Here is a 17,748-nt window from a genome sequence, read left to right as displayed (position 1 = left end):
GGGACCGGTAAAAAGCTTGCGCGCTCCACAGTTCAGCGCTGGATGTCAGCGCTTCTGGGGGATCATCGGCAGGGGCTCGTTCAGCGTGCCGCGGCAGGCCCGAAGCCGCCAACCCGCCGGATCGTTCTCGAAATAGCAGGCGCCGAAGCTGACGGGATGACCATTGGCCCGGCGTCCGCCCTTGGTCATGGCGTAGGCGCCGTCGCGGCTGATCAGCAGGTTCTCGACCGGCTTGGGTCGGACCGGACACTGGCCCCACGAGCGGCCGTGGGCCAGGATCTGCCAGGGCGAGCGGTAGATCACGCCGGACTTGAACAGGGCGCGTTCGTGGATCTTGGCCCAGGCCAGGTCGCTTGCATCGCCGGCTCGCGTGTCGCCGGGAATCGCCGGCAGGGCGAAGATCGCGCAGATCGGCGCCTGCTCCGCCGGACGCGGCCCGCAGGCGGTCAGGCTCAGCGCCGCGAGACCGACGAGGAGGCGTCTCACTCGCGCCACTCTAGCCCCGCTTGCGCGGTCCGACGTGGTCGAACGCCTGCGGCAAGTCCTTCACCTTGTGCCCCCGGCCCGACAGGCTGGGATTGGTCATGAAGTACTCGTGGGCCGAGAAGGCGCCCTTGCGGTCCCAGGCCGGGTCACGAGCGTAGTGGCCCTCGGCGTCGAGGTTCCAGCTCTGGGCCTCGTCGTTGAGATTGGCGACCATGATCTGGTTCAGCACCTGCTGGTGCACGGTGGGGTTCTCGACGGGCACCAGGCTCTCGACGCGGCGGTCCAGGTTGCGCGGCATCCAGTCGGCCGAACTGATGAACACCCGGGTCTGCGGGCTGGGCATCGGGCCGCCGTTGGCGAAGGCCACCACGCGGGCGTGCTCCAGGAACCGGCCGACGATCGACTTGACGCGGATGTTCTCCGACAGCCCCTTGATGCCCGGCCGCAGGCAGCAGATACCGCGCACGACCAGGTCGATCTGCACGCCGTCCTGGCTGGCGCTGTAGAGGGCGTCGATGATCTGGGGGTCGACCACGGCGTTCATCTTGGCCCAGATCGCCGCCGGCTTGCCCTCGCGGGCGTTGCGAGCCTCCAGCGCGATCATCTTCAACAGGTCCGGCTTCAGCGTCTCGGGCGAGAAGGAGAGCTTCTCCAGGCCGTGCGGCTGGGCGTAGCCGGTGATGAAGTTGAACAGCTTGCCGCCGTCGCGGCCCAGGGCCGGGTCGCAGGTGAACAGGCTCAGATCCGTATAAACCCGGGCCGTCTGCGGGTGATAATTCCCGGTGCCGAAGTGGCAGTAGGTGCGCAGGGCTTCGCCCTCGCGCCGCACCACCACCGACAGCTTGGCGTGGGTCTTCCAGTCGACGAAGCCGAACACCACGTGGACGCCGGCCCGCTCCAGGTCGCGCGCCCACTTCAAATTGTTTTCTTCGTCAAACCTGGCCTTGATCTCAACCAGGGCGGTGACGTTCTTGCCGTTGTCGGCCGCCTCGATCAGGGCCGCCACGATCGGGCTGTCCTTGGACGTGCGGTATAGCGTCTGCTTGATGGCCAGCACGGCCGGGTCGCGGGCGGCCTGGCGCAGGAACTGCACCACCACGTCGAAGCTCTCGAACGGGTGGTGGACCAGGATGTCCTTCTCGCGGATCGCCGCGAAGCAGTCGCCGCCGTGGTCGCGCACGCGCTCGGGGAAACGGGCGTTGTAGGGCTTGAACTTCAGGTCCGGACGGTCGGGCGGGATCAGCTCGGCCATCTGGGCCAAGCCCAGCTTGCCGTCGACCAGCACCACGTCCTCGGGCTCGGCGCGCAGACCCTCGATGATGAACTCGCGCAGGTCCTGCGGCATGGTGGTCTGGATCTTGACCCGCACCACGCGACCCAGGCGACGCTTCTTCAGCCGCGCCTCGAACTCGCGCACCAGGTCCTCGGCCTCTTCCTCGATCTCCAGGTCGCTGTCGCGGATCAGGCGGAACAGCCCGCGGCCCTCGACCTCGTAGCCGGGGAACAGGTGGCCCAGGAACAGGATGATGAAGCTTTCCAGCGCCACGATCCGCCGCTCGCGCTTGCGCGTGCTGCGGGCCGGCGCCTGGGAGAGCTCCCAGAACCGCTGCACCTGGCTGGGCACCGGCACCAGGGCGTACAGGTGCTTGTCGTCCGCGATGCGACGCAGCTTCAGCGCCAGGCAGAAGCCCAGGTTCGGGATGAACGGGAACGGGTGGGCCGGGTCGATCGCCAGCGGCGTCAGCACCGGGAACATCCGGGTCAGGAAGATCTCCTCGGCCCGCTCGCGGTCGGGGCCGACGATGTCCTTGGCGTCCAGCAGCTTGAGGCCCTCGCCCCACAGCTCGGCCCGCACCTCGCGCCAGATCTTCTGCTGCTCGGCCATCAGCTCGGCGGCCGAGGCGTTGATCCGCGTCAGCTGCTCGCCCGGCGTCAGCCCGTCCTGGCTGACCACCCGCACGCCCTCGCGCACCTGGCCCTTCAGGCCGGCCACGCGGACCATGTAGAATTCGTCGAGGTTGTTGGCCGAGATCGACAGGAACCGCAGCCGCTCCAGCAGCGGGTGGCGCGGATTGCCGCTCTCCTCCAGCACCCGCCAGTTGAAGGCCAGCCACGAGGTCTCGCGGTTGAAGAACCGTTCCGGCGCGGCCATCAGCTCGTCGTCCAGCCGCAATCCCGCCAGATCCGGCGCGGCCGGCGTCGGCGCGGCGGGCAGGTCGGCTGTAACGGCGTCGGTCATGAAGGGCTCCGGTTTCTACCGCGTACAGAGTGACCGACGGCGGTGACAGGAGCAAGACATTGGGTTCGGAGGCTCTTCCCCCCGTGGGGGAAGACGACCGCGAAGCGGTCCGTAGGGGGCAAGTGTTCGCCGCCTCAGTCCTCGTCGTCGTCCCCGCCGAAATCCAGCACCGCCAGGGCCAGGGCCTTGTTCACCTCGCGCCCCTGCTCGATGGACGCCTCGTCCAGCGACGCCACCGCCGCCAGGGCCGCCGGCGCGGAACGAGGCAAGCGCGCCATCAGATAGGGATAGAGGTCCGTCGCCGGCCGGATGCCCACGGCTTCGAAGCCGCGCCGCAGCACCGCTTCCAGAACCACGTCGTCGGGCTCGTCGATCCGCGCCACGGTCAGGGCGTTGAGCCGCGAGCGCAGGTCGGGCACCGCCGCCTCCCAGGCCACGGGGGCCAGGCGGCCGGTCAGCAGCAGACTGCCGCCGTCGACCCCGGCCATGTTGATCAGGTGGAACAGGGTCTCGTCGTCGACCAGGTCGCCTTCGGAGCGGCGGTCGGCGTCCTCGACCAGCAGCGGCCGGCCGCGCAAGCTGGCCAGGTCCAGCGGCGCGCCGCCCCCCTTAAGAGTGCTTGGGGACGCCGCCTCGATCGTCACCGCCGACACCCGCCGCGCCCAGTCGCGCGCCAGATGCGTCTTGCCCGCGCCCGCCGGCCCGACCAGGGCCATCCGTCCGTCGGGCCAGGCCGGCCAGGCGTCCAGCCCCTCCAGCGCCTGCAGATTGGTCGGCGACGACGCGAACGACTCCCGGTCCCAGCAGGGCGGAGCGGTCAGCGGCAGTCGGAACTGACGGGGCAAGGCGGCGTCCGGACGTGGTTACTCGGTATCCGGAGATATAGGCCGCGTCGCGGGGCAGGGCGAGGGCGTGGGGCGGCTTGGCTGGGGATGAGGGGCGGGGAGGTGTGGATGAGGTTGCAATTGCCGTCTCTCTCTCCTTTCGTAATATGCTCAAAAGGCGGGGAGCAAAAATAATGAGTGGACGTCATCGCCGGCCGCACATTGCGGCTAAACACACATCGCCATCCGCGACTCCCGGCACTACCGAGAGTAAAATCGTTTCGGCTGAAATCGAAGTTGATAAGGCAAACGAAAACGAAGATCAAAATCGCCTTTTAAATCTGCTCGTTGAAGGACCTCCCATCACTTCAGCAGATTTAAAATCACTCATTCTAAGTGTAGACAATCTTGATATTGTAGCAAAAGTTTTCATTTTGGAAGGAACGCCTTACGTTTTTTCAAAGAGTCCGATGAAATATATGATATTTCGGGAACAGGTCGCCGAAAAATTTGAAGTTGGCTACCAAGATGTTTGTATCGTTGGCAGTGCAAAGCTGGGGTACAGCCCTAGCCCTCAAAAATATGGAAAAGCCTTCGCAGAACAATCCGATGTCGATGTGGTGATAATTTCGGACAAATTGTTTGATCAAGGATCTCTAAAGCTCTTTCAACATTTGAACAGCGTGGGCCCCGGGATAACTTTTGACGACGATCGGAAAAAACCGACGAACGTTGAAGCGGGAGATTGGAAGCAAATAAAAGAGTCTGTGAGAAATTATGTCTATCAGAATTTTAATCCAGCATTATTGCCCGATCATAGCTCCATGAAGTTTGATATATTTCAAAAAATAAGATCCACGTCACCGCTATTTATGGCCCTTGAGCCTGCAGTTTTTGTTTCAAAGATACGATGCAGAATATTCAGAAACTGGAAGGCTGCTGAGGATTATTACGCCAACACGTTAAGGCAACTCAAAAATAAGCTGCGAGGTGACGAGGTCGACTTCGATCCTGACCTGGAGGAAATAGGGAGCGCCGAAGGTGCGGCTCCCTCTACAGTTGCGGCAAGCTGATAATTTGGGAAGTTTCTTTCAGGCCGCTGACCTAGCCGCGTGGCGCGCCCGCATCACCAAGCCCGCCGGGCCGCTGGGGAACGCCTCCCGCGCCGTCCAGCGGCGGATCAACCGCGTCATCCCCGAGAAGGTCCACGCCGCGATCACCGCCGCCATGGAGGCGATGACCAAGGCGATCCTGACCGGGGCCGACTTCGCCACGGCCTCGCCGCTGCGCGACGCTACTCTGGACGAGCGCGAGGCCAAGGTCGCGGCCGCGATCAACGGCTGGAAGACCGCCGCCGGGGCCGAGGGCGGGGTGGCCGGGGCAGGGGGCTTCCTGCTGGCGGCGGCCGATTTTCCGCTGCTGATGAGCTTCAAGCTCAAGCTGCTGTTCGAGATCGCCGCCCTCTACGGCCATGACGGGAGCGTGCTGAGCGAGCGGCTCTATATCCTGCACATCTTCGAGCTGGCCTTCTCGGACGTCGAACACCGCGTGAAGGTGCTGGAGGCCATGGACGACTGGGATACGCGGGAGCATCCCGCCGACCTGTCCGGCTTCGACTGGCGGTCGTTCCAGCAGCAGTATCGCGACCACATCGACCTGGCCAAGCTGGCCCAGCTGCTGCCCGTGGTCGGCGCGCCGGTCGGGGCCGTGGTCAACTGGCGGCTGACGGCGCACCTTGGGAAGACGGCGATGATGGCGTACCGGATGCGGTGGCGCGATGACGGCGAGAGCGCCTGACGCCCATTCCCTCCCCCTTGTGGGGAGGGTGGCCCTGGCGGAGCCAGGGTCGGGTGGGATTTGATGCGCCAAGAGACCTGCACGCCGTAGACCCCACCCACCAGCTTCGCTGGTCCCCCCTCCCCATGAAGGGGAGGGAAATATCGAACGGACGCCCCATGCCCCTCCCGACCACCCGCGCCAGCCGCCTGATCCCCGCCAGCCCCGACGCCGTCTGGGCCGCCCTGATGGACCCCAAGGCCCTGGAGCAATGGCTGCCGCCCGGCGACATGACCGGCGCGATGCACGCCTTCGACGGCCGGGTGGGCGGCGGGTTCGAGATGTCGCTCTACTATCCCGAGGACGAGGCCCGGCAGGTGGGCAAGACCGCCGAGCGCGAGGACCGCACCCGCGTGCGCTTCGCGGCCATCGCGCCGGGCCGCCAGGTGGTCTGGGCGGTGCTGTTCGACACCGACGACCCGACGCTGAAGGGCGAGATGACCATCACCCTTTCGTTGGAGCCCGCCCCGGACGGCACGCGGGTGACCTTGCTGTCGGAGAACCTGCCGCCAGGTCTGCGGCCGGCGGACAACAAGGAAGGGTCCAAGGAGAGCCTGAAGAATCTGGCGGCGTGGTTTGGCGGGTAGGGTTGAACGCCTCCCCTTGATCCGCTCATCCCGGCGAAGGCCGGGACCCAGATGGAATGGCGGTGTGGCGGACGCATGAGCGCTGCGCTCTTCCAATCAGCCTCTCAGCTTTAGGATCTGGGTCCCGACCTTCGCCAGGATGAGCGGTGTTTGGGGGGGCAAGCGGTGTGCATCCCCGCCAGCGACACGAAGACCTTCAATGATCTCAACGCTCTGTAAAATAACGAGCGTCACCGGTCCTCAGCGCTCAGCCCTCCCGTATCCTGTACCCACCTCGACGCGGGGAAAGGGCGCATGGCCAGCGACCGATGCGGCGGCGAGGGGCGATCGAGCGGGAAGCTCTGTCGGCGGTTCCGTCCGCGTGCGTAAGGATGGGATCAAACCTCACGTCTCTGGTGCCGGTCGGGCCTGGAACACAGATACGACGTGACGTGAGGGCTGACTTGGCAATAGGCGAGCGGTGACGCGCTCGCGGTCCGGGACTGGGGTTCGTTGATCCAGCCCGCCCGTCGGAGGCTCCAAGGCGAGGCCCTAACAGGGTTCAGCGTCGCGGGCTTCCGGATAACGACCGCGCGGAGCGTCTGGCTTCGTCGAAACGGTAACAACTACAAACACTCCGGACGTCGTCCGGCGCTCCGCGACCCTTTCCATTCCAGCTCACAGCCAGATTGGCGTGGGATCACACCCACTTGCCCCCACCTGACCGCTTCGCGGTCTGTCCGCCCCCGTAGGGGGCGGAGCGCTCGCGCCAAGCGGCTCTTCCCCCTGCGGGGGAAGACGACCGCGAAGCAGTCCGTAGGGGGCAAGTGCTCGCGCCCAGAATCCTTGACATCCACGCCCCCTCATGCGCCTTTCCGCGCCTTGCAAATCACGCGTTCCAAAGACTTTTCCATGACCTCGACGCACGCCTATCGCACCCACACCTGCGGCGCCCTGCGGGCTTCCGACACCGGGAACCCGGTCCGCCTGTCGGGCTGGATCCACCGCAAGCGCGACCACGGCGGCCTGGTCTTCATCGACCTGCGCGACCATTACGGCCTGACCCAGCTGGTGCTGCACCCCGAAACCCCGGGCTTCGACGTGGTCGAGCGCCTGCGCGCCGAGAGCGTGATCCGGGTCGACGGCGCGGTGATCGCCCGCGACTCCTCGGTGGTGAACGCCAACCTGCCGACCGGCGAGATCGAGATCCGCGTCTCGGCCGTCGAGGTGCTGTCGGAAGCCGCCGAGCTGCCGCTGCCGGTGTTCGGCGAGCCGGACTATCCCGAGGAAATCCGCCTCAAGCACCGCTATCTCGACCTGCGCCGCGAGACCCTGCACAAGAACATCGTGCTGCGCAGCCGCGTGATCCAGTCGATCCGCTCGCGGATGTTCGCGCAAGGGTTCAACGAGTTCCAGACCCCGATCCTGACGGCCTCGTCGCCGGAAGGGGCGCGCGACTTCCTGGTGCCCTCGCGCCTGCATCCGGGCAAGTTCTACGCGCTGCCCCAGGCGCCCCAGCAGTTCAAGCAGCTGCTGATGGTCTCGGGCTTCGACCGCTACTTCCAGATCGCCCCGTGCTTCCGCGACGAGGACCTGCGCGCCGACCGCTCGCTGGAGTTCTACCAGCTCGACGTCGAGATGAGCTTCGTGACGCAGGAAGACGTGTTCGCGGCCATCGAGCCGGTGATGCACGGCGTGTTCGAGGAGTTCTCGGCCGGCAAGCCGGTGTCGCCGATCGACGGTGTGCACACCTTCACCAACGACTTCGGCGCCACGCTGGAGCACAAGGGCTTCGAGCGCCTGACCTACGCCCAGTCGATGGCCTGGTACGGCAGCGACAAGCCGGACCTGCGCAACCCGATCAAGATGGCCGACGTCTCCGAGCACTTCCGCGACGGCGGCTTTGGCCTGTTCGCCAAGATCCTGGGCGCGGATCCGAAGAACCGCGTGTGGGCGATCCCGGCCCCGACCGGCGGCAGCCGCGCCTTCTGCGATCGCATGAACAGCTGGGCGCAGGGCGAGGGCCAGCCGGGCCTGGGCTACGCCTTCTTCAGCAAGGACCAGAACGGCTGGGGCGGCCCGATCGCCAAGAACCTGGGCGAAGGCTTCGCGCCCATCGCCGACCAGCTGGGCCTGACCGACGACGACGCGGTGTTCTTCGTGGCCGGCGACCCGGCCGTGTTCGCCAAGTTCGCGGGTCTGGCCCGCACCCGGGTCGGGACCGAGCTGAAGCTGGTGGCCGAAGAGCAGTTCAAGTTCTGCTGGATCGTCGACTTCCCGATGTTCGAATGGAACGAGGACGAGAAGAAGGTCGACTTCTCGCACAACCCCTTCTCGATGCCGCAGGGCGGTCTGGAGGCCCTGGAGACCCAGGACCCGCTGACCATCCGCGCCTATCAGTACGACATCGTCTGCAACGGCTACGAGCTGTGCTCGGGCGCGATCCGGAACCACAAGCCGGAGATCATGCTCAAGGCCTTCGAGACCGCCGGCTACGGCGCCGAGGTGGTGGAAGAGCAGTTCGGCGGCATGCTCAACGCCTTCCGCTTCGGGGCCCCGCCCCACGGCGGCCTGGCCCCCGGTATCGACCGGATCGTCATGCTGCTGGCCGAGCAGGTGGCCATCCGCGAGGTCATCGCCTTCCCGCTGAACCAGCAGGGCCAGGACTTGCTGATGAACGCCCCGGCCGAGGCCCAGGACCGGCAGTACAAGGAACTGCACATCCGCTCGGCCCCGCCGATCAAGGTGTAGACCTAAGAAAAAGGCCCCGGTGCGAACCGGGGCCTTTTGAATTTCAGGAGCTCGCGCTGGAGCCTAGTACTTTGGCTCCTTCGGAGGCTTGGGCGGCTTCGGCGGCTTGGGAACGGTATATCGCTGGGCGGCCTCGATCTCGGCCCGATGCGTCTCGACCTGGGCCCGGGCGGCCTCGGCCTGGGCGCGGGCGAAGTCGTTGCTGACCCGATAGTTGCGCCGGTCGCCAGAGCAGTTGCGCACGCTCAGGCCGGCCGGAACCCGGGTGCCGGCGTCGCCGCAGGCCTCGTCCAGCTGGTCCTGATCCAGGCCCCGGGCGTTGGACAGGTCGGCTCCGCTGAGGCTGGCGCCCGACAGGTCGGCGCCGCGGAAGTCGGCGCCGTTGAAGATCGCGCCGCGCAGGGTGGTGCCGGTGAACTCGGCGTCGCGGAAGATCGCCCGCTCGAAATTGCCGCCGGTCATGTTGCTGGCGTTCAGCTCGGCCGAGCTGAAGTTGGCGCCCCGGGCGTTGACGCCCAGCAGGTTGGCGCCGATCAGTTCGCTGCTGGACAGGTTGGCCTTCTCGAGATTGGCCCCCTGGAAGCTGGCGCCGTGCAGTTCGCTGCTGGACAGGTCGACCCGCCCCAGGTCGGCGCCGACGAAGTTGGCCCCGCTGCTCTCGATGCCCGACAGCTTGGCGTCGGTGAAGATGGCGTGCGAAAAGCCCGCGCCGCGCATCTCGGCGCCCCGCAGGTCGGCCCGCGACAGGTCCGCGCCGGTGAAGTTGGAGCCGAAGAAGCTGGCACCGCGCAGGTCGGCGCCGATCAGATTGGCCTTGGCGTAGTTGGCGCCGGTAAAGCGGGCGCCGGTCAGCTTGCGGCCCGACAGCTCGCAGCTCACGCAGGCGCCGCCCAGCGAGATCATCTTGGCCACGTCCTTGTCCTCGACCCCGGCATGGGCTTGGTGAGCCAGGGCCGACAGGGCGAGCGACAGGGCAGCGACAGTGATCCGCAAGCGGGACATCAAAACCTCCAGACCGGTCAGATAAGCGACCGCGTGGGTTACGATTTGGAGCCGGCGAGGCTCAAGCGCCACTTAAATCGCGGTAATGACGGAAGTTTAACGGCAGGCGGGCACGGAAAGGCCGCGCGGCAGGCGGGTGGAGCCGTCGCCGCAAGCCCGGTTCAGTTGGGCCTGGCTCAGGCCGACGGCGCGGTCCAGCTCGGCGCCCGACAGGTTCGCGCCGGTCAGGGTCGCGCCCCTGAAATTGGCCCCTTCCAGATAGGCGCCGACCAGGCTGGCGTTGGTCAGGTTGGCGCCGGCGAAGCTGGCCCCGCCGAACACGCCGCCGTAGAAATTGACGTCGCGCAGGTCGCCGCCGGCGAAGCTGGTGCGGTTCATCTCGGCCAGGCTGAGATCGGCCTGGCGCAGGCGTGCCCCGGCCAGGTTCCTGCCTTTCAGCACCTTGCCCGACAGGTCGGCCTGGAACAGGTTGCAGCGCGGACAGTTGGCGCCCCGCTGGACGCTGGCGATCTGGCCGGCGTTCTGGGCCATGGCCGGAGCGGCGAGGATCAGCAGGCTGGCGGCGGCGACGATCGGGAGCAGCGGTTTCATTCTGGCACGCGTCTTTCGGCGGGAACGGCGATTAAGCATGACCCCGCAAGCTTAAGGCCAGGCAAACGACGTCTAGCCGGCGTCGCTCTCGCCTCTGGACGTGTCGGCCTGGGTTCCGCAGCTGTCGCAGACCACCAACCCGCCCTTGCGGCTCAGGGCCAGGTCGCCGCAGGCCGGGCAGACATCGCCGCTCGCTCCCGCCGCACGCGGTTGCTCGTCGCGCCGGCCGCCGAATGGCAGGAACACCAGGTTGTCCGGCGCCGCGCCGCGCGAGAAGCCCTTGGAGATGAACTTGCTGGCGGGGAGGGGTTCGGCCTCGATTTCGCCGTCCGGCGCGCCTTCGCCCCGGCCCAGGCCGTCGGCGTTGAACTCGCCCGGATCGGCGTTGGCCAGGTCGTCGCGGTTCAAGTACGAAACCCCGAGCTCGCGGAAGATATAGTCGAGGATCGAGGTCGCCGAGCGGATGGAGTCGTTGCCGGTCACCGGCCCGGCCGGCTCGAACTTCGTGAACACATAGGCGTCGACGAACTCGTCCAGCGGCACGCCGTATTGCAGGCCGATCGAGATGGCGATGGCGAAATTGTTCATCAGGCTGCGGAAGGCGGCGCCTTCCTTGTGCATGTCGATGAAGATCTCGCCGACCTCGCCGTCCTCGTATTCGCCGGTGTGCAGGTAGACCTTGTGGCCACCCACGGCCGCCTTCTGGATATAGCCCTTGCGGCGGTCGGGCAGTTTGCGACGGGCGCGACCGCCGCGTTCGACGACCCGTTCGACCACGCGCTCGACGATCCGTTCCTTGACGGGGGCGGGCGGCGTTTCGGCGATCACGGGCTCGGCGCGGACCGGCTTCGGCGCTTCGGTTTCAGCCTCGGGCAGGGAAAGGCTGAAGCCGACGGGCGGCGCGGCGCGGTTCAGCCGCAGGGCGCGAACGCCGGCGCGGGCGGCGGCGGCCTGAAGGCGCGCGGCGTCGGCGGGCCGGGCGTCGAACGGCAGGTCCAGCACCGCCGGAGCGGCCAGGCAGGTGAAGGTTTCGACCGCCTCGATCATCGCCAGGCGGTCGGCCAGGACCGGGGTCTCGACGGCGGCGAACAGGGCGCGCAGTTCGCCCTCCAGGCCCTCGCAATCAGACAGACGGCGCGCGCCCAAGGCATGACGCTCGGCCGTCTCGATCTCCGTCTCGGAGAAGCCGGCGAAGGCCAGGGTGTCGAATTCGGGATTGGCCAAGGCGTCGGCGGGGACGCCCAGCACGTCGCTGAGGAAGCCGGCCCCGATCACCGCCGGGGCGAAGGCCGCGCGCAGGCCGGCGGCGTGGCGCAGGGCGTCTTCGGCCTGTTCGATCTCATGAGCGGTAAAACCGCGCGCCTGCAGGACCATGTGGTCGATCGTCGGCGCGTCGGCCAGCGAGCCATGGCCCATGGCGTGGCGGCGAGCGACGTCGAAATCGGCCCCCGCCTCGTTCAGGCAGACGTGGGCGGCGGCGCTGAAGGTCGGGACCAACAGGCCGTCGGCGGTTTGGGCCGTGGAGACCGGCGCGGCGGCGCCGGCGTGACCGAGCGGCTTGCCGCCCAGACGCAGGGCGGTTTCAGCGTCGGCGAAGGCGGCGACCAGGCGTGAAGACCGCAGGCCGTGCTTGCGGGCCAGACCATGGGCGACGGCGAGGGCGGCGGCGGCTTCCGACGCCAGGGGCGAGCGCAGAGCGGCGGCGCGGACGCGACGCTCGGCCAGGCCTCGCAGCACGGTCTGCCGTTCCTGGGCGAAGCCGGGGTCGGCGCCGAGCACGGCGGCCGTCTCGGCGCTGGCGCTGAGCGCGGCGCCGACGGTCAGCGCCCACAGGGCCGAAGCCGCGTCGCGGCCGGCCTCGCCAGCGGCTGAAAGGCCCTGGATCAACAGCCAGTCGCCGACCCCGGCCAAGCCGATCTCGGCCGGGCGCTCGCCGCGTTCGATCTCCAGGGCCGTGACCCACAGCCCGACCACCTGGTTGAAGCCGGCGGTGTCGAAAGCGTCGTCGTGCTGGAAGGCGGTGACGTCGATGGCGGCGCGGACCGGCGCGCCTCGGGTCAGGGCCTCGGCGTCCTCGGGTGACAAGGCCAGCACCAGGGCGCTGGTTTCCCAGCCGACCTGGGCGGCGAAGCTGGCGGCCTCGTCAACCGCCGCCACGCCCTGGCGCGAGGCCGAGGCGACGAGCGGGGCGGGGGCTGTCGCGTCGGCCTCGATCAGACCCGTGCGTGGGACGCCAGCCAGGGCGATGGCGTCCAGGATCATCCGATCGTCGGCGCCGAGGTCGCGAGCCTTCCGCGCGGCGCGGCCGAGGGCGCTGTTCTTGGACGGATCCGCGCAGGCCTTGGCGTCGCCGTGGCAGCGCTGAACGGCGTCGCCGACCTGTGCCAGGGCGGTGTCGAGGCGGGCTGCGGCCCTCACCGCGAGCTTCGCCGACCGCCAGCGGGCCAAGTGACTCTCGGCGACGCGCTTGAACTCGATCTCGCCAATGTCGGGTAGGCGTCGGGCCGCGGCCGGCGCGACGGCGGGCGAGGCGATCCCGCTCAGCATGGTGGCCAGCAAAGCTTCCCGGAAAGCGTCGGCGTCGGCGGCGTCGCCGAACAGGCCGTCGGACAGTCCGGCCTTGGCCACGCGGTCGGCATAGCGGGCGGGGCCGCCGCCTAGCGGCGCCTCGGCGTCGAGAGGGCCGTCAGCCCAGTCCAACCAGGCCTCGACCCGGGCGTCGGTCCAGCCCTCGGGCGCCAGCACCTCGATGACGGCGTCGGCGCGTTCGATTTCGCGTGGTTCGATCCGTGGGGCGGAGGCGGGGTGTCGGGACTGGATGCGCATGGGCGATTCCGCGGCCTGGGCGCCAGGGTGCGCCAAGAATGAACCATCCTAGATCGCCGAACAGCGCCCTTCAATAGATGTGGGGTGCCAGGTGGCCTCGATCCACAAGATGTTGAAGCCGGAACGTCGCGCCGGATGCTGGACGCTGAGGGGCCGCCGACCTATAGTCCGGCCGCTTCGCAACGCCTTGGCGTTGCCCGAAACCCTCCCAGATTCTGGGACCTTTGCGAGATTGGTGCTGACGCGGTGCTGAAAGCGATCTTCACGTGGTGGAACGGCGCGACCCTGGGTCAGCGCTTCCACATTAGCCGTCGCGGCGTGTTCGTGGGCCAGGACGACTACGGCAACCGCTACTTCGAGGCGCGCGACAACAGCGACAGCTACGACGATCGCAAGCGTCGCTGGGTGATCTACGACGGCTACGCCGAGGCTTCCAAGGTGCCGCCCGAGTGGAGCGGCTGGCTGCACTACACCTTCGACGAGCCGCCGACCACGGCGCCTTTGCCGCGTCGCGCCTGGGAAAAGGATCACCATCCGAACCTGACCGGCACGATCCACGCCTGGCGTCCGAAGGGCTCGCTGACCCGCGGCGGCGAGCGCGCCGTCGCCACCAGCGACTACAAGCCCTGGTCGCCCGAATAGGATGACGATCCGGCGGTCCTTGACGAGCGTGGCGATGTTGGCCTTGGCGGGCTCGCTCGCCGGCGGCGGGGCCTGGGCCCTGCAGAACGCGCCGCAGCAGCCGCCGGTCGCCCAGACACCGCCGACGGCCCCCGCGCCGATCATCGTGCCGCAGCAATCGCGGCCGGTGCCTGGGGCGCGTCCCGCACCGCCCGCGCCGACACCTCAGCCTGCTGCTCAGCAGCCCGCAGCGGCCGCAACGACGACGCCCGCAACCACTCCGGCGGCGACGCCCCAGTCCCAATCCCAGTCCGCCGCCAAGCCCGCGGCCGCGACGCCCGACAAGCCGGCGGAACCGATCAAGCGCGCGCGCTCGTCGGTCGCGATCATCCAGGCCCTGGACAAGGTGACGACCGAGACCCTGCGGTTCGAAGCGCCGGTCGGCCAGCCGATCCGGTACAAGACCCTGGTCTTCACGGTCCGGGCCTGCGAGACGACCGCGCCTGACGAGGACGCCCCGGATTCGATCGCCTATGTCACGGTCGACACCCAGCCCAAGGCCTTGCCGGGCCGCGTCGCGCCGCCTGGACGCCAGATCTACAAGGGCTGGATGTACGCCAATTCGCCGGGCCTGAACCCGTTGCAGCACCCGGTCTATGACGCCTGGCTGATCGCCTGCAAGACCTCGGCTCCGGTCGCGCCGGCGGCCAGCCGGTAGAAATCGGCCTGGGCCGTCCAGGCCCGGCCGAGCCGGCGGCGATAGTCGGCGCGCGAAATCTCGAGCGTTCCGAACTGTTCGAGGTGATCGGTGATGAACTGCGTGTCCAGCAGGCGATAGTCGCCGACGATCAACCGCCCCGCCAGATGGACCAACGCGACCTTGCTGGCGTCGCGGCGGGTCGAGAACATGCTCTCGCCGAAGAAACAGGCCCCAAAGGCCACGCCATACAGGCCGCCAACCAGTTCTTCGCCTTCCCAGCACTCGACACTGTGCGCCAAGCCGCGCGCGAACAACTGGCCATAGAGCCGCTGAATGGGATTGTTGATCCAGGTTTCAAGCCGCCCCGGCCGCGCAGTGGCGCAGGCCTCGACCACGGCGTCAAAGGCCGTGTCGATGCGGATCTCGAACGGTTCGGCCCGAACGGTGCGGGCCAACCGGCGCGGGACGTGCAAGCCGTCCAGCGGCAGCACGCCCCGGCGTTCCGGGTCGATCAGGAAGATGCTCTCGTCCTGGCGGGCGTCCGCCATGGGAAAGACGCCGCGCTCGTAGCAGGCGATGAGATCATCGACCGTGAAGGCGTCGTCCATGGCGGATCCCAGGACTTTCCTAGCGAGCCCTAGCCCTGCGCCTTGATCCAGCGCTCCAGCCAGTGGATGTCGTAGTCGCCGGCCAGGATGTCGGGTTGCACCAACAGGTCCTGGAACAGCGGGATCGTGGTCTCGATGCCGCCGACAACCATCTCGCCGAGGCAGCGACGCAGACGCGCGATGCATTCCTGGCGATCGCGGCCATGGACAATCAGCTTGCCAATCAGGCTGTCGTAATAGGGCGGGATCGCATAGCCGGTGTAGATCGCCGAATCCAGGCGAACACCCAGGCCACCAGGAGCATGGAAGTCGGTGATCGTGCCGGGCGAGGGTGTGAAGGTCCGCGCGTTTTCGGCGTTGATCCGGCACTCGATGGCGTGACCTTCGAACACCACGTCGTCTTGGGTGAACGACAGCGGCAGGCCGGCGGCGATGCGGATCTGTTCGCGCACCAGGTCGATGCCGGTGATGGCCTCGGTGACCGGGTGCTCGACCTGCAGGCGGGTGTTCATCTCGATGAAGAAGAACTCGCCGTTCTCCCACAGGAACTCGATGGTGCCGACGCCGAGGTAGCCGATGGCCTTGACGGCGTCGACGACGATCTTGCCGATCTTGGCGCGGTCCGCCGCGCCCAGGGCGGGCGAGGGGGCCTCCTCCAGCACCTTCTGGTGGCGACGCTGCAGCGAGCAGTCGCGCTCGCCCAGGTGCACCACGTTGCCATGGCTGTCGGCGATGACCTGGATCTCGATGTGACGCGGCTTCTGGAGATAGCGCTCCATATAGACCGTGTCGTCGCCGAAGGCCGCGCGAGCTTCCGAGCGGGCGGTCGAGACCGCCTCGGCCAGGTCTTCGCGGGTCTGGGCGACCTTCATGCCGCGACCGCCGCCGCCGGAGGCGGCCTTGATCAGCACGGGGAAGCCGATGACCTCGGCGGCCGCGAAGGCCTCTTCCTCGGTCGCCACGCCGCCGTCCGAGCCGGGAACGACGGGGATGCCCGCGTCCTTGACGGCCTGCTTGGCGGTGATCTTGTCGCCCATCATCCGGATGTGTTCCGGCTTGGGTCCGATGAAGGTGTAGCCGTGCGCGCCGACGATCTCGGCGAAGCGGGCGTTTTCCGACAGGAAGCCGTAGCCAGGGTGGATCGCCTGGGCGCCGGTGATCTCGGCGGCGGCGATGATCGACGGGATGTTCAGGTAGGACTTGGCGGCCGAGGCCGGGCCGATGCAAACGCTCTCGTCGGCCAGGCGCACCCACATGGAATTGGCGTCGGCCTCGGAATGGACCGCCACGGTGGCGATGCCCATTTCCTTGCAGGCGCGGTGAACCCGAAGCGCGATCTCGCCTCGGTTCGCGATGAGGATCTTGTCAAACATGCCGATTACTCGACGATGACGAGCGGCTCGCCGAATTCGACGGGCTGGGCGTCTGCCACCAGGATCTCGACAACCTTACCGGCCTTGGGGGCCGAGATCGGGTTCATGGTCTTCATGGCTTCGACGATCAGCAGGGTCTGGCCCGCGGTCACGGTGTCGCCGACCTTGATGAAGGCGTCGGCGCCGGGCTGGGGCGACAGATAGACGGTGCCGACCATCGGCGACTTCACGGCCTCGCCGGCGTGAACGGCCGGGGCCGGGGCGGCGGCTTCGGCGGCGGGCGCGGCGGCGAGAGCCGGAGCGGGCGCATAGGCCTGGGCGGCCGGGGCCTGGACATATTGGGTCGGGGCGGCGGCGACGGTCAGTTCGCGAGCGACCCGGATTTTCAGGCCAGCGTGTTCGACCTCGATCTCCGACAGGCCGGTGTCCTTCAGGATGTCGGCCAGCTTGCGGACCAGGCGGGCGTCGATCGACGGAGTCTCGACCGGATCGGCGAGGGCCTTGGGATTGGACATGGAAGCTTACCTTGCTTTTCTTATCAGCCGGATGAGCGGCTAGTTGGCGCCGACCAGGCCGGCTGCGGCCTCGATCGCCAGTTCATAGCTCGCCGCGCCGAAACCGGCGACAATCCCGGTCGCGGCGAGCGAAACGAAGGTGTGGTGGCGGAAGTCTTCACGCGCCGCCGGGTTGGACAGGTGACACTCGATGACCGGGATGTTCAAGGTCTTCAGGGCGTCGAGGAGGGCGATCGACGTATGTCCATAGCCCGCCGGATTGATCACCAACGCGCAAGCCTCCGTCCGGGCCTCCTGGACCCAGTCGATCAGCACGCCTTCGTGATTGCTCTGCCGGAAGACGACGGAAAGACCCCGAGCGGCCGCGCGCGCCTCGCAGCGCGTACGGACATCGTCGAGTGTGTCCTTGCCGTAGATCTCGGGCTCGCGCGTTCCCAACAGGTTGAGGTTGGGTCCGCTCAGCACATGGATCGATTTTACCATTCGGCTCCGCCGTCGATTCCGGGAGGTCTTGTATAGCCGGTTCCCTCGCGTCACAAGCAGGGCTCGCTTCGGAGGTGACATGAGGCTTCTACTGAACGGCGAAGAGCAGGATATCGCGGGTATCTCCAGCATCGCTGATCTTGTTGCGGCGCTTGGGCTGGACGCCCGCAAGGTGGCCGTGGAGCGCAATCTCGAGATCGCGCCGCGCTCGACCTACGCCGACACGCGTCTGGCGGACGGCGACCGAATCGAGATCGTCACTTTTATCGGCGGCGGCTAACGCCGGTACGGTTTGAAACCCGGTACGGGGAGGCGTAAACCCACTCC

Annotated in this window: 17 protein-coding genes; 7 read left to right on the top strand and 10 right to left on the bottom strand. The window is 67.6% G+C overall.

The window, feature by feature from the left end:
- Nucleotides 1-45 precede the first annotated feature (45 nt).
- The 3 genes from G3M62_RS12190 to hdaA all read right to left on the bottom strand — a co-directional run bounded on the left by G3M62_RS12190 (nt 46) and on the right by hdaA (nt 3,570).
- Nucleotides 46-486, bottom strand: a complete 441-nt coding sequence (locus G3M62_RS12190; RefSeq protein ID WP_165187356.1) for a hypothetical protein — start codon at nt 484-486, stop codon at nt 46-48.
- A 10-nt stretch (nt 487-496) separates the two neighbouring features.
- Nucleotides 497-2,725, bottom strand: a complete 2,229-nt coding sequence (locus tag G3M62_RS12185; protein ID WP_165187355.1) for an RNA degradosome polyphosphate kinase — start codon at nt 2,723-2,725, stop codon at nt 497-499.
- Nucleotides 2,726-2,859: 134 nt separating this feature from the next.
- Entirely contained in the window at nt 2,860-3,570 is a 711-nt protein-coding gene (gene hdaA, locus G3M62_RS12180; RefSeq protein ID WP_165187353.1) for a DnaA regulatory inactivator HdaA, read from the bottom strand.
- A gap of 77 nt (nt 3,571-3,647) precedes the next feature.
- Here hdaA and G3M62_RS12175 point away from each other — a divergent pair, with 77 nt between their 5' ends.
- The 4 genes from G3M62_RS12175 (at nt 3,648) to aspS (ending at nt 8,702) form a co-directional block, all read left to right on the top strand.
- Nucleotides 3,648-4,622, top strand: coding sequence for a hypothetical protein (locus G3M62_RS12175; protein WP_165187351.1), 975 nt, complete (start codon nt 3,648-3,650; stop codon nt 4,620-4,622).
- Nucleotides 4,623-4,626: 4 nt separating this feature from the next.
- Complete coding sequence (locus tag G3M62_RS12170; protein ID WP_165187349.1) at nt 4,627-5,346, top strand: EcsC family protein; 720 nt, start codon at nt 4,627-4,629, stop codon at nt 5,344-5,346.
- Between the two features lie 158 nt (nt 5,347-5,504).
- The gene (locus G3M62_RS12165) at nt 5,505-5,972 is read left to right on the top strand and encodes an SRPBCC domain-containing protein (protein WP_165187347.1); all 468 of its coding nucleotides are present in this window, start codon (nt 5,505-5,507) and stop codon (nt 5,970-5,972) included.
- Nucleotides 5,973-6,863: 891 nt separating this feature from the next.
- Nucleotides 6,864-8,702, top strand: coding sequence for an aspartate--tRNA ligase (gene aspS, locus G3M62_RS12160; protein WP_165187346.1), 1,839 nt, complete (start codon nt 6,864-6,866; stop codon nt 8,700-8,702).
- Between the two features lie 63 nt (nt 8,703-8,765).
- Here the strand turns inward: aspS and G3M62_RS12155 are convergent, their stop codons facing one another.
- The 3 genes from G3M62_RS12155 to G3M62_RS12145 all read right to left on the bottom strand — a co-directional run bounded on the left by G3M62_RS12155 (nt 8,766) and on the right by G3M62_RS12145 (nt 13,121).
- Nucleotides 8,766-9,704 (bottom strand): pentapeptide repeat-containing protein, encoded by a 939-nt coding sequence (locus tag G3M62_RS12155; protein ID WP_165187344.1) that lies wholly within the window; start codon nt 9,702-9,704, stop codon nt 8,766-8,768.
- A 96-nt stretch (nt 9,705-9,800) separates the two neighbouring features.
- Complete coding sequence (locus tag G3M62_RS12150) at nt 9,801-10,295, bottom strand: pentapeptide repeat-containing protein (RefSeq protein ID WP_165187342.1); 495 nt, start codon at nt 10,293-10,295, stop codon at nt 9,801-9,803.
- A gap of 72 nt (nt 10,296-10,367) precedes the next feature.
- Nucleotides 10,368-13,121: a TSCPD domain-containing protein gene (locus G3M62_RS12145; protein ID WP_165187340.1), complete on the bottom strand. Its 2,754-nt coding sequence runs from the start codon at nt 13,119-13,121 to the stop codon at nt 10,368-10,370.
- Between the two features lie 246 nt (nt 13,122-13,367).
- Here G3M62_RS12145 and G3M62_RS12140 point away from each other — a divergent pair, with 246 nt between their 5' ends.
- A complete protein-coding gene (locus G3M62_RS12140) occupies nt 13,368-13,763 on the top strand; it encodes an NADH:ubiquinone oxidoreductase subunit NDUFA12 (RefSeq protein ID WP_165187338.1) in 396 nt (131 codons plus the stop codon).
- A 34-nt stretch (nt 13,764-13,797) separates the two neighbouring features.
- Nucleotides 13,798-14,460: a DUF2155 domain-containing protein gene (locus tag G3M62_RS12135; RefSeq protein WP_425483851.1), complete on the top strand. Its 663-nt coding sequence runs from the start codon at nt 13,798-13,800 to the stop codon at nt 14,458-14,460.
- On the opposite strand, the gene aat is transcribed toward G3M62_RS12135, so the two are convergent.
- Genes aat through G3M62_RS12115 form a run of 4 tightly spaced genes read right to left on the bottom strand, consistent with a single transcriptional unit; the run spans nt 14,397 to nt 17,421 of the window.
- Nucleotides 14,397-15,050 carry a leucyl/phenylalanyl-tRNA--protein transferase gene (aat, locus tag G3M62_RS12130; protein WP_165187334.1) on the bottom strand — a complete coding sequence of 218 codons (654 nt, stop codon included), beginning with the start codon at nt 15,048-15,050 and terminating at the stop codon, nt 14,397-14,399. The two genes, G3M62_RS12135 and aat, sit on opposite strands and share 64 nt — an antisense overlap.
- Nucleotides 15,051-15,079: 29 nt before the next feature.
- On the bottom strand, nt 15,080-16,423 hold the full coding sequence (accC, locus tag G3M62_RS12125; RefSeq protein ID WP_165187332.1) for an acetyl-CoA carboxylase biotin carboxylase subunit: 1,344 nt from the start codon (nt 16,421-16,423) through the stop codon (nt 15,080-15,082).
- Between the two features lie 5 nt (nt 16,424-16,428).
- Nucleotides 16,429-16,938, bottom strand: a complete 510-nt coding sequence (gene accB, locus G3M62_RS12120; protein ID WP_165187330.1) for an acetyl-CoA carboxylase biotin carboxyl carrier protein — start codon at nt 16,936-16,938, stop codon at nt 16,429-16,431.
- A gap of 39 nt (nt 16,939-16,977) precedes the next feature.
- Nucleotides 16,978-17,421: a type II 3-dehydroquinate dehydratase gene (locus G3M62_RS12115; protein ID WP_165191300.1), complete on the bottom strand. Its 444-nt coding sequence runs from the start codon at nt 17,419-17,421 to the stop codon at nt 16,978-16,980.
- Between the two features lie 79 nt (nt 17,422-17,500).
- Between G3M62_RS12115 and thiS the strand changes: the two genes are divergently transcribed.
- Nucleotides 17,501-17,701, top strand: coding sequence for a sulfur carrier protein ThiS (gene thiS, locus G3M62_RS12110; RefSeq protein WP_165187328.1), 201 nt, complete (start codon nt 17,501-17,503; stop codon nt 17,699-17,701).
- The last annotated feature ends 47 nt before the right edge of the window (nt 17,702-17,748 follow it).

It is taken from the genome of Caulobacter soli, from assembly GCF_011045195.1.
GTDB lineage: Bacteria > Pseudomonadota > Alphaproteobacteria > Caulobacterales > Caulobacteraceae > Caulobacter > Caulobacter soli.
The sequence above is the reverse complement of the archived record's forward strand: the minus strand, read 5'-3'. Positions and strand labels throughout refer to the sequence as shown.

Bases quoted from the DNA above. Each gene is read 5' to 3' on its own strand.
- G3M62_RS12165 (WP_165187347.1), top strand. From the start codon at position 5,505: ATGCCCCTCCCGACCACCCGCGCCAGCCGCCTGATCCCCGCCAGCCCC.
- G3M62_RS12145 (WP_165187340.1), bottom strand. From the start codon at position 13,121: ATGCGCATCCAGTCCCGACACCCCGCCTCCGCCCCACGGATCGAACCA.
- aspS (WP_165187346.1), top strand. From the start codon at position 6,864: ATGACCTCGACGCACGCCTATCGCACCCACACCTGCGGCGCCCTGCGG.
- G3M62_RS12185 (WP_165187355.1), bottom strand. From the start codon at position 2,725: ATGACCGACGCCGTTACAGCCGACCTGCCCGCCGCGCCGACGCCGGCC.
- G3M62_RS12115 (WP_165191300.1), bottom strand. From the start codon at position 17,421: ATGGTAAAATCGATCCATGTGCTGAGCGGACCCAACCTCAACCTGTTG.
- aat (WP_165187334.1), bottom strand. From the start codon at position 15,050: ATGGACGACGCCTTCACGGTCGATGATCTCATCGCCTGCTACGAGCGC.
- accC (WP_165187332.1), bottom strand. From the start codon at position 16,423: ATGTTTGACAAGATCCTCATCGCGAACCGAGGCGAGATCGCGCTTCGG.
- G3M62_RS12135 (WP_425483851.1), top strand. From the start codon at position 13,798: ATGTTGGCCTTGGCGGGCTCGCTCGCCGGCGGCGGGGCCTGGGCCCTG.
- thiS (WP_165187328.1), top strand. From the start codon at position 17,501: ATGAGGCTTCTACTGAACGGCGAAGAGCAGGATATCGCGGGTATCTCC.
- G3M62_RS12150 (WP_165187342.1), bottom strand. From the start codon at position 10,295: ATGAAACCGCTGCTCCCGATCGTCGCCGCCGCCAGCCTGCTGATCCTC.
- G3M62_RS12155 (WP_165187344.1), bottom strand. From the start codon at position 9,704: ATGTCCCGCTTGCGGATCACTGTCGCTGCCCTGTCGCTCGCCCTGTCG.
- accB (WP_165187330.1), bottom strand. From the start codon at position 16,938: ATGTCCAATCCCAAGGCCCTCGCCGATCCGGTCGAGACTCCGTCGATC.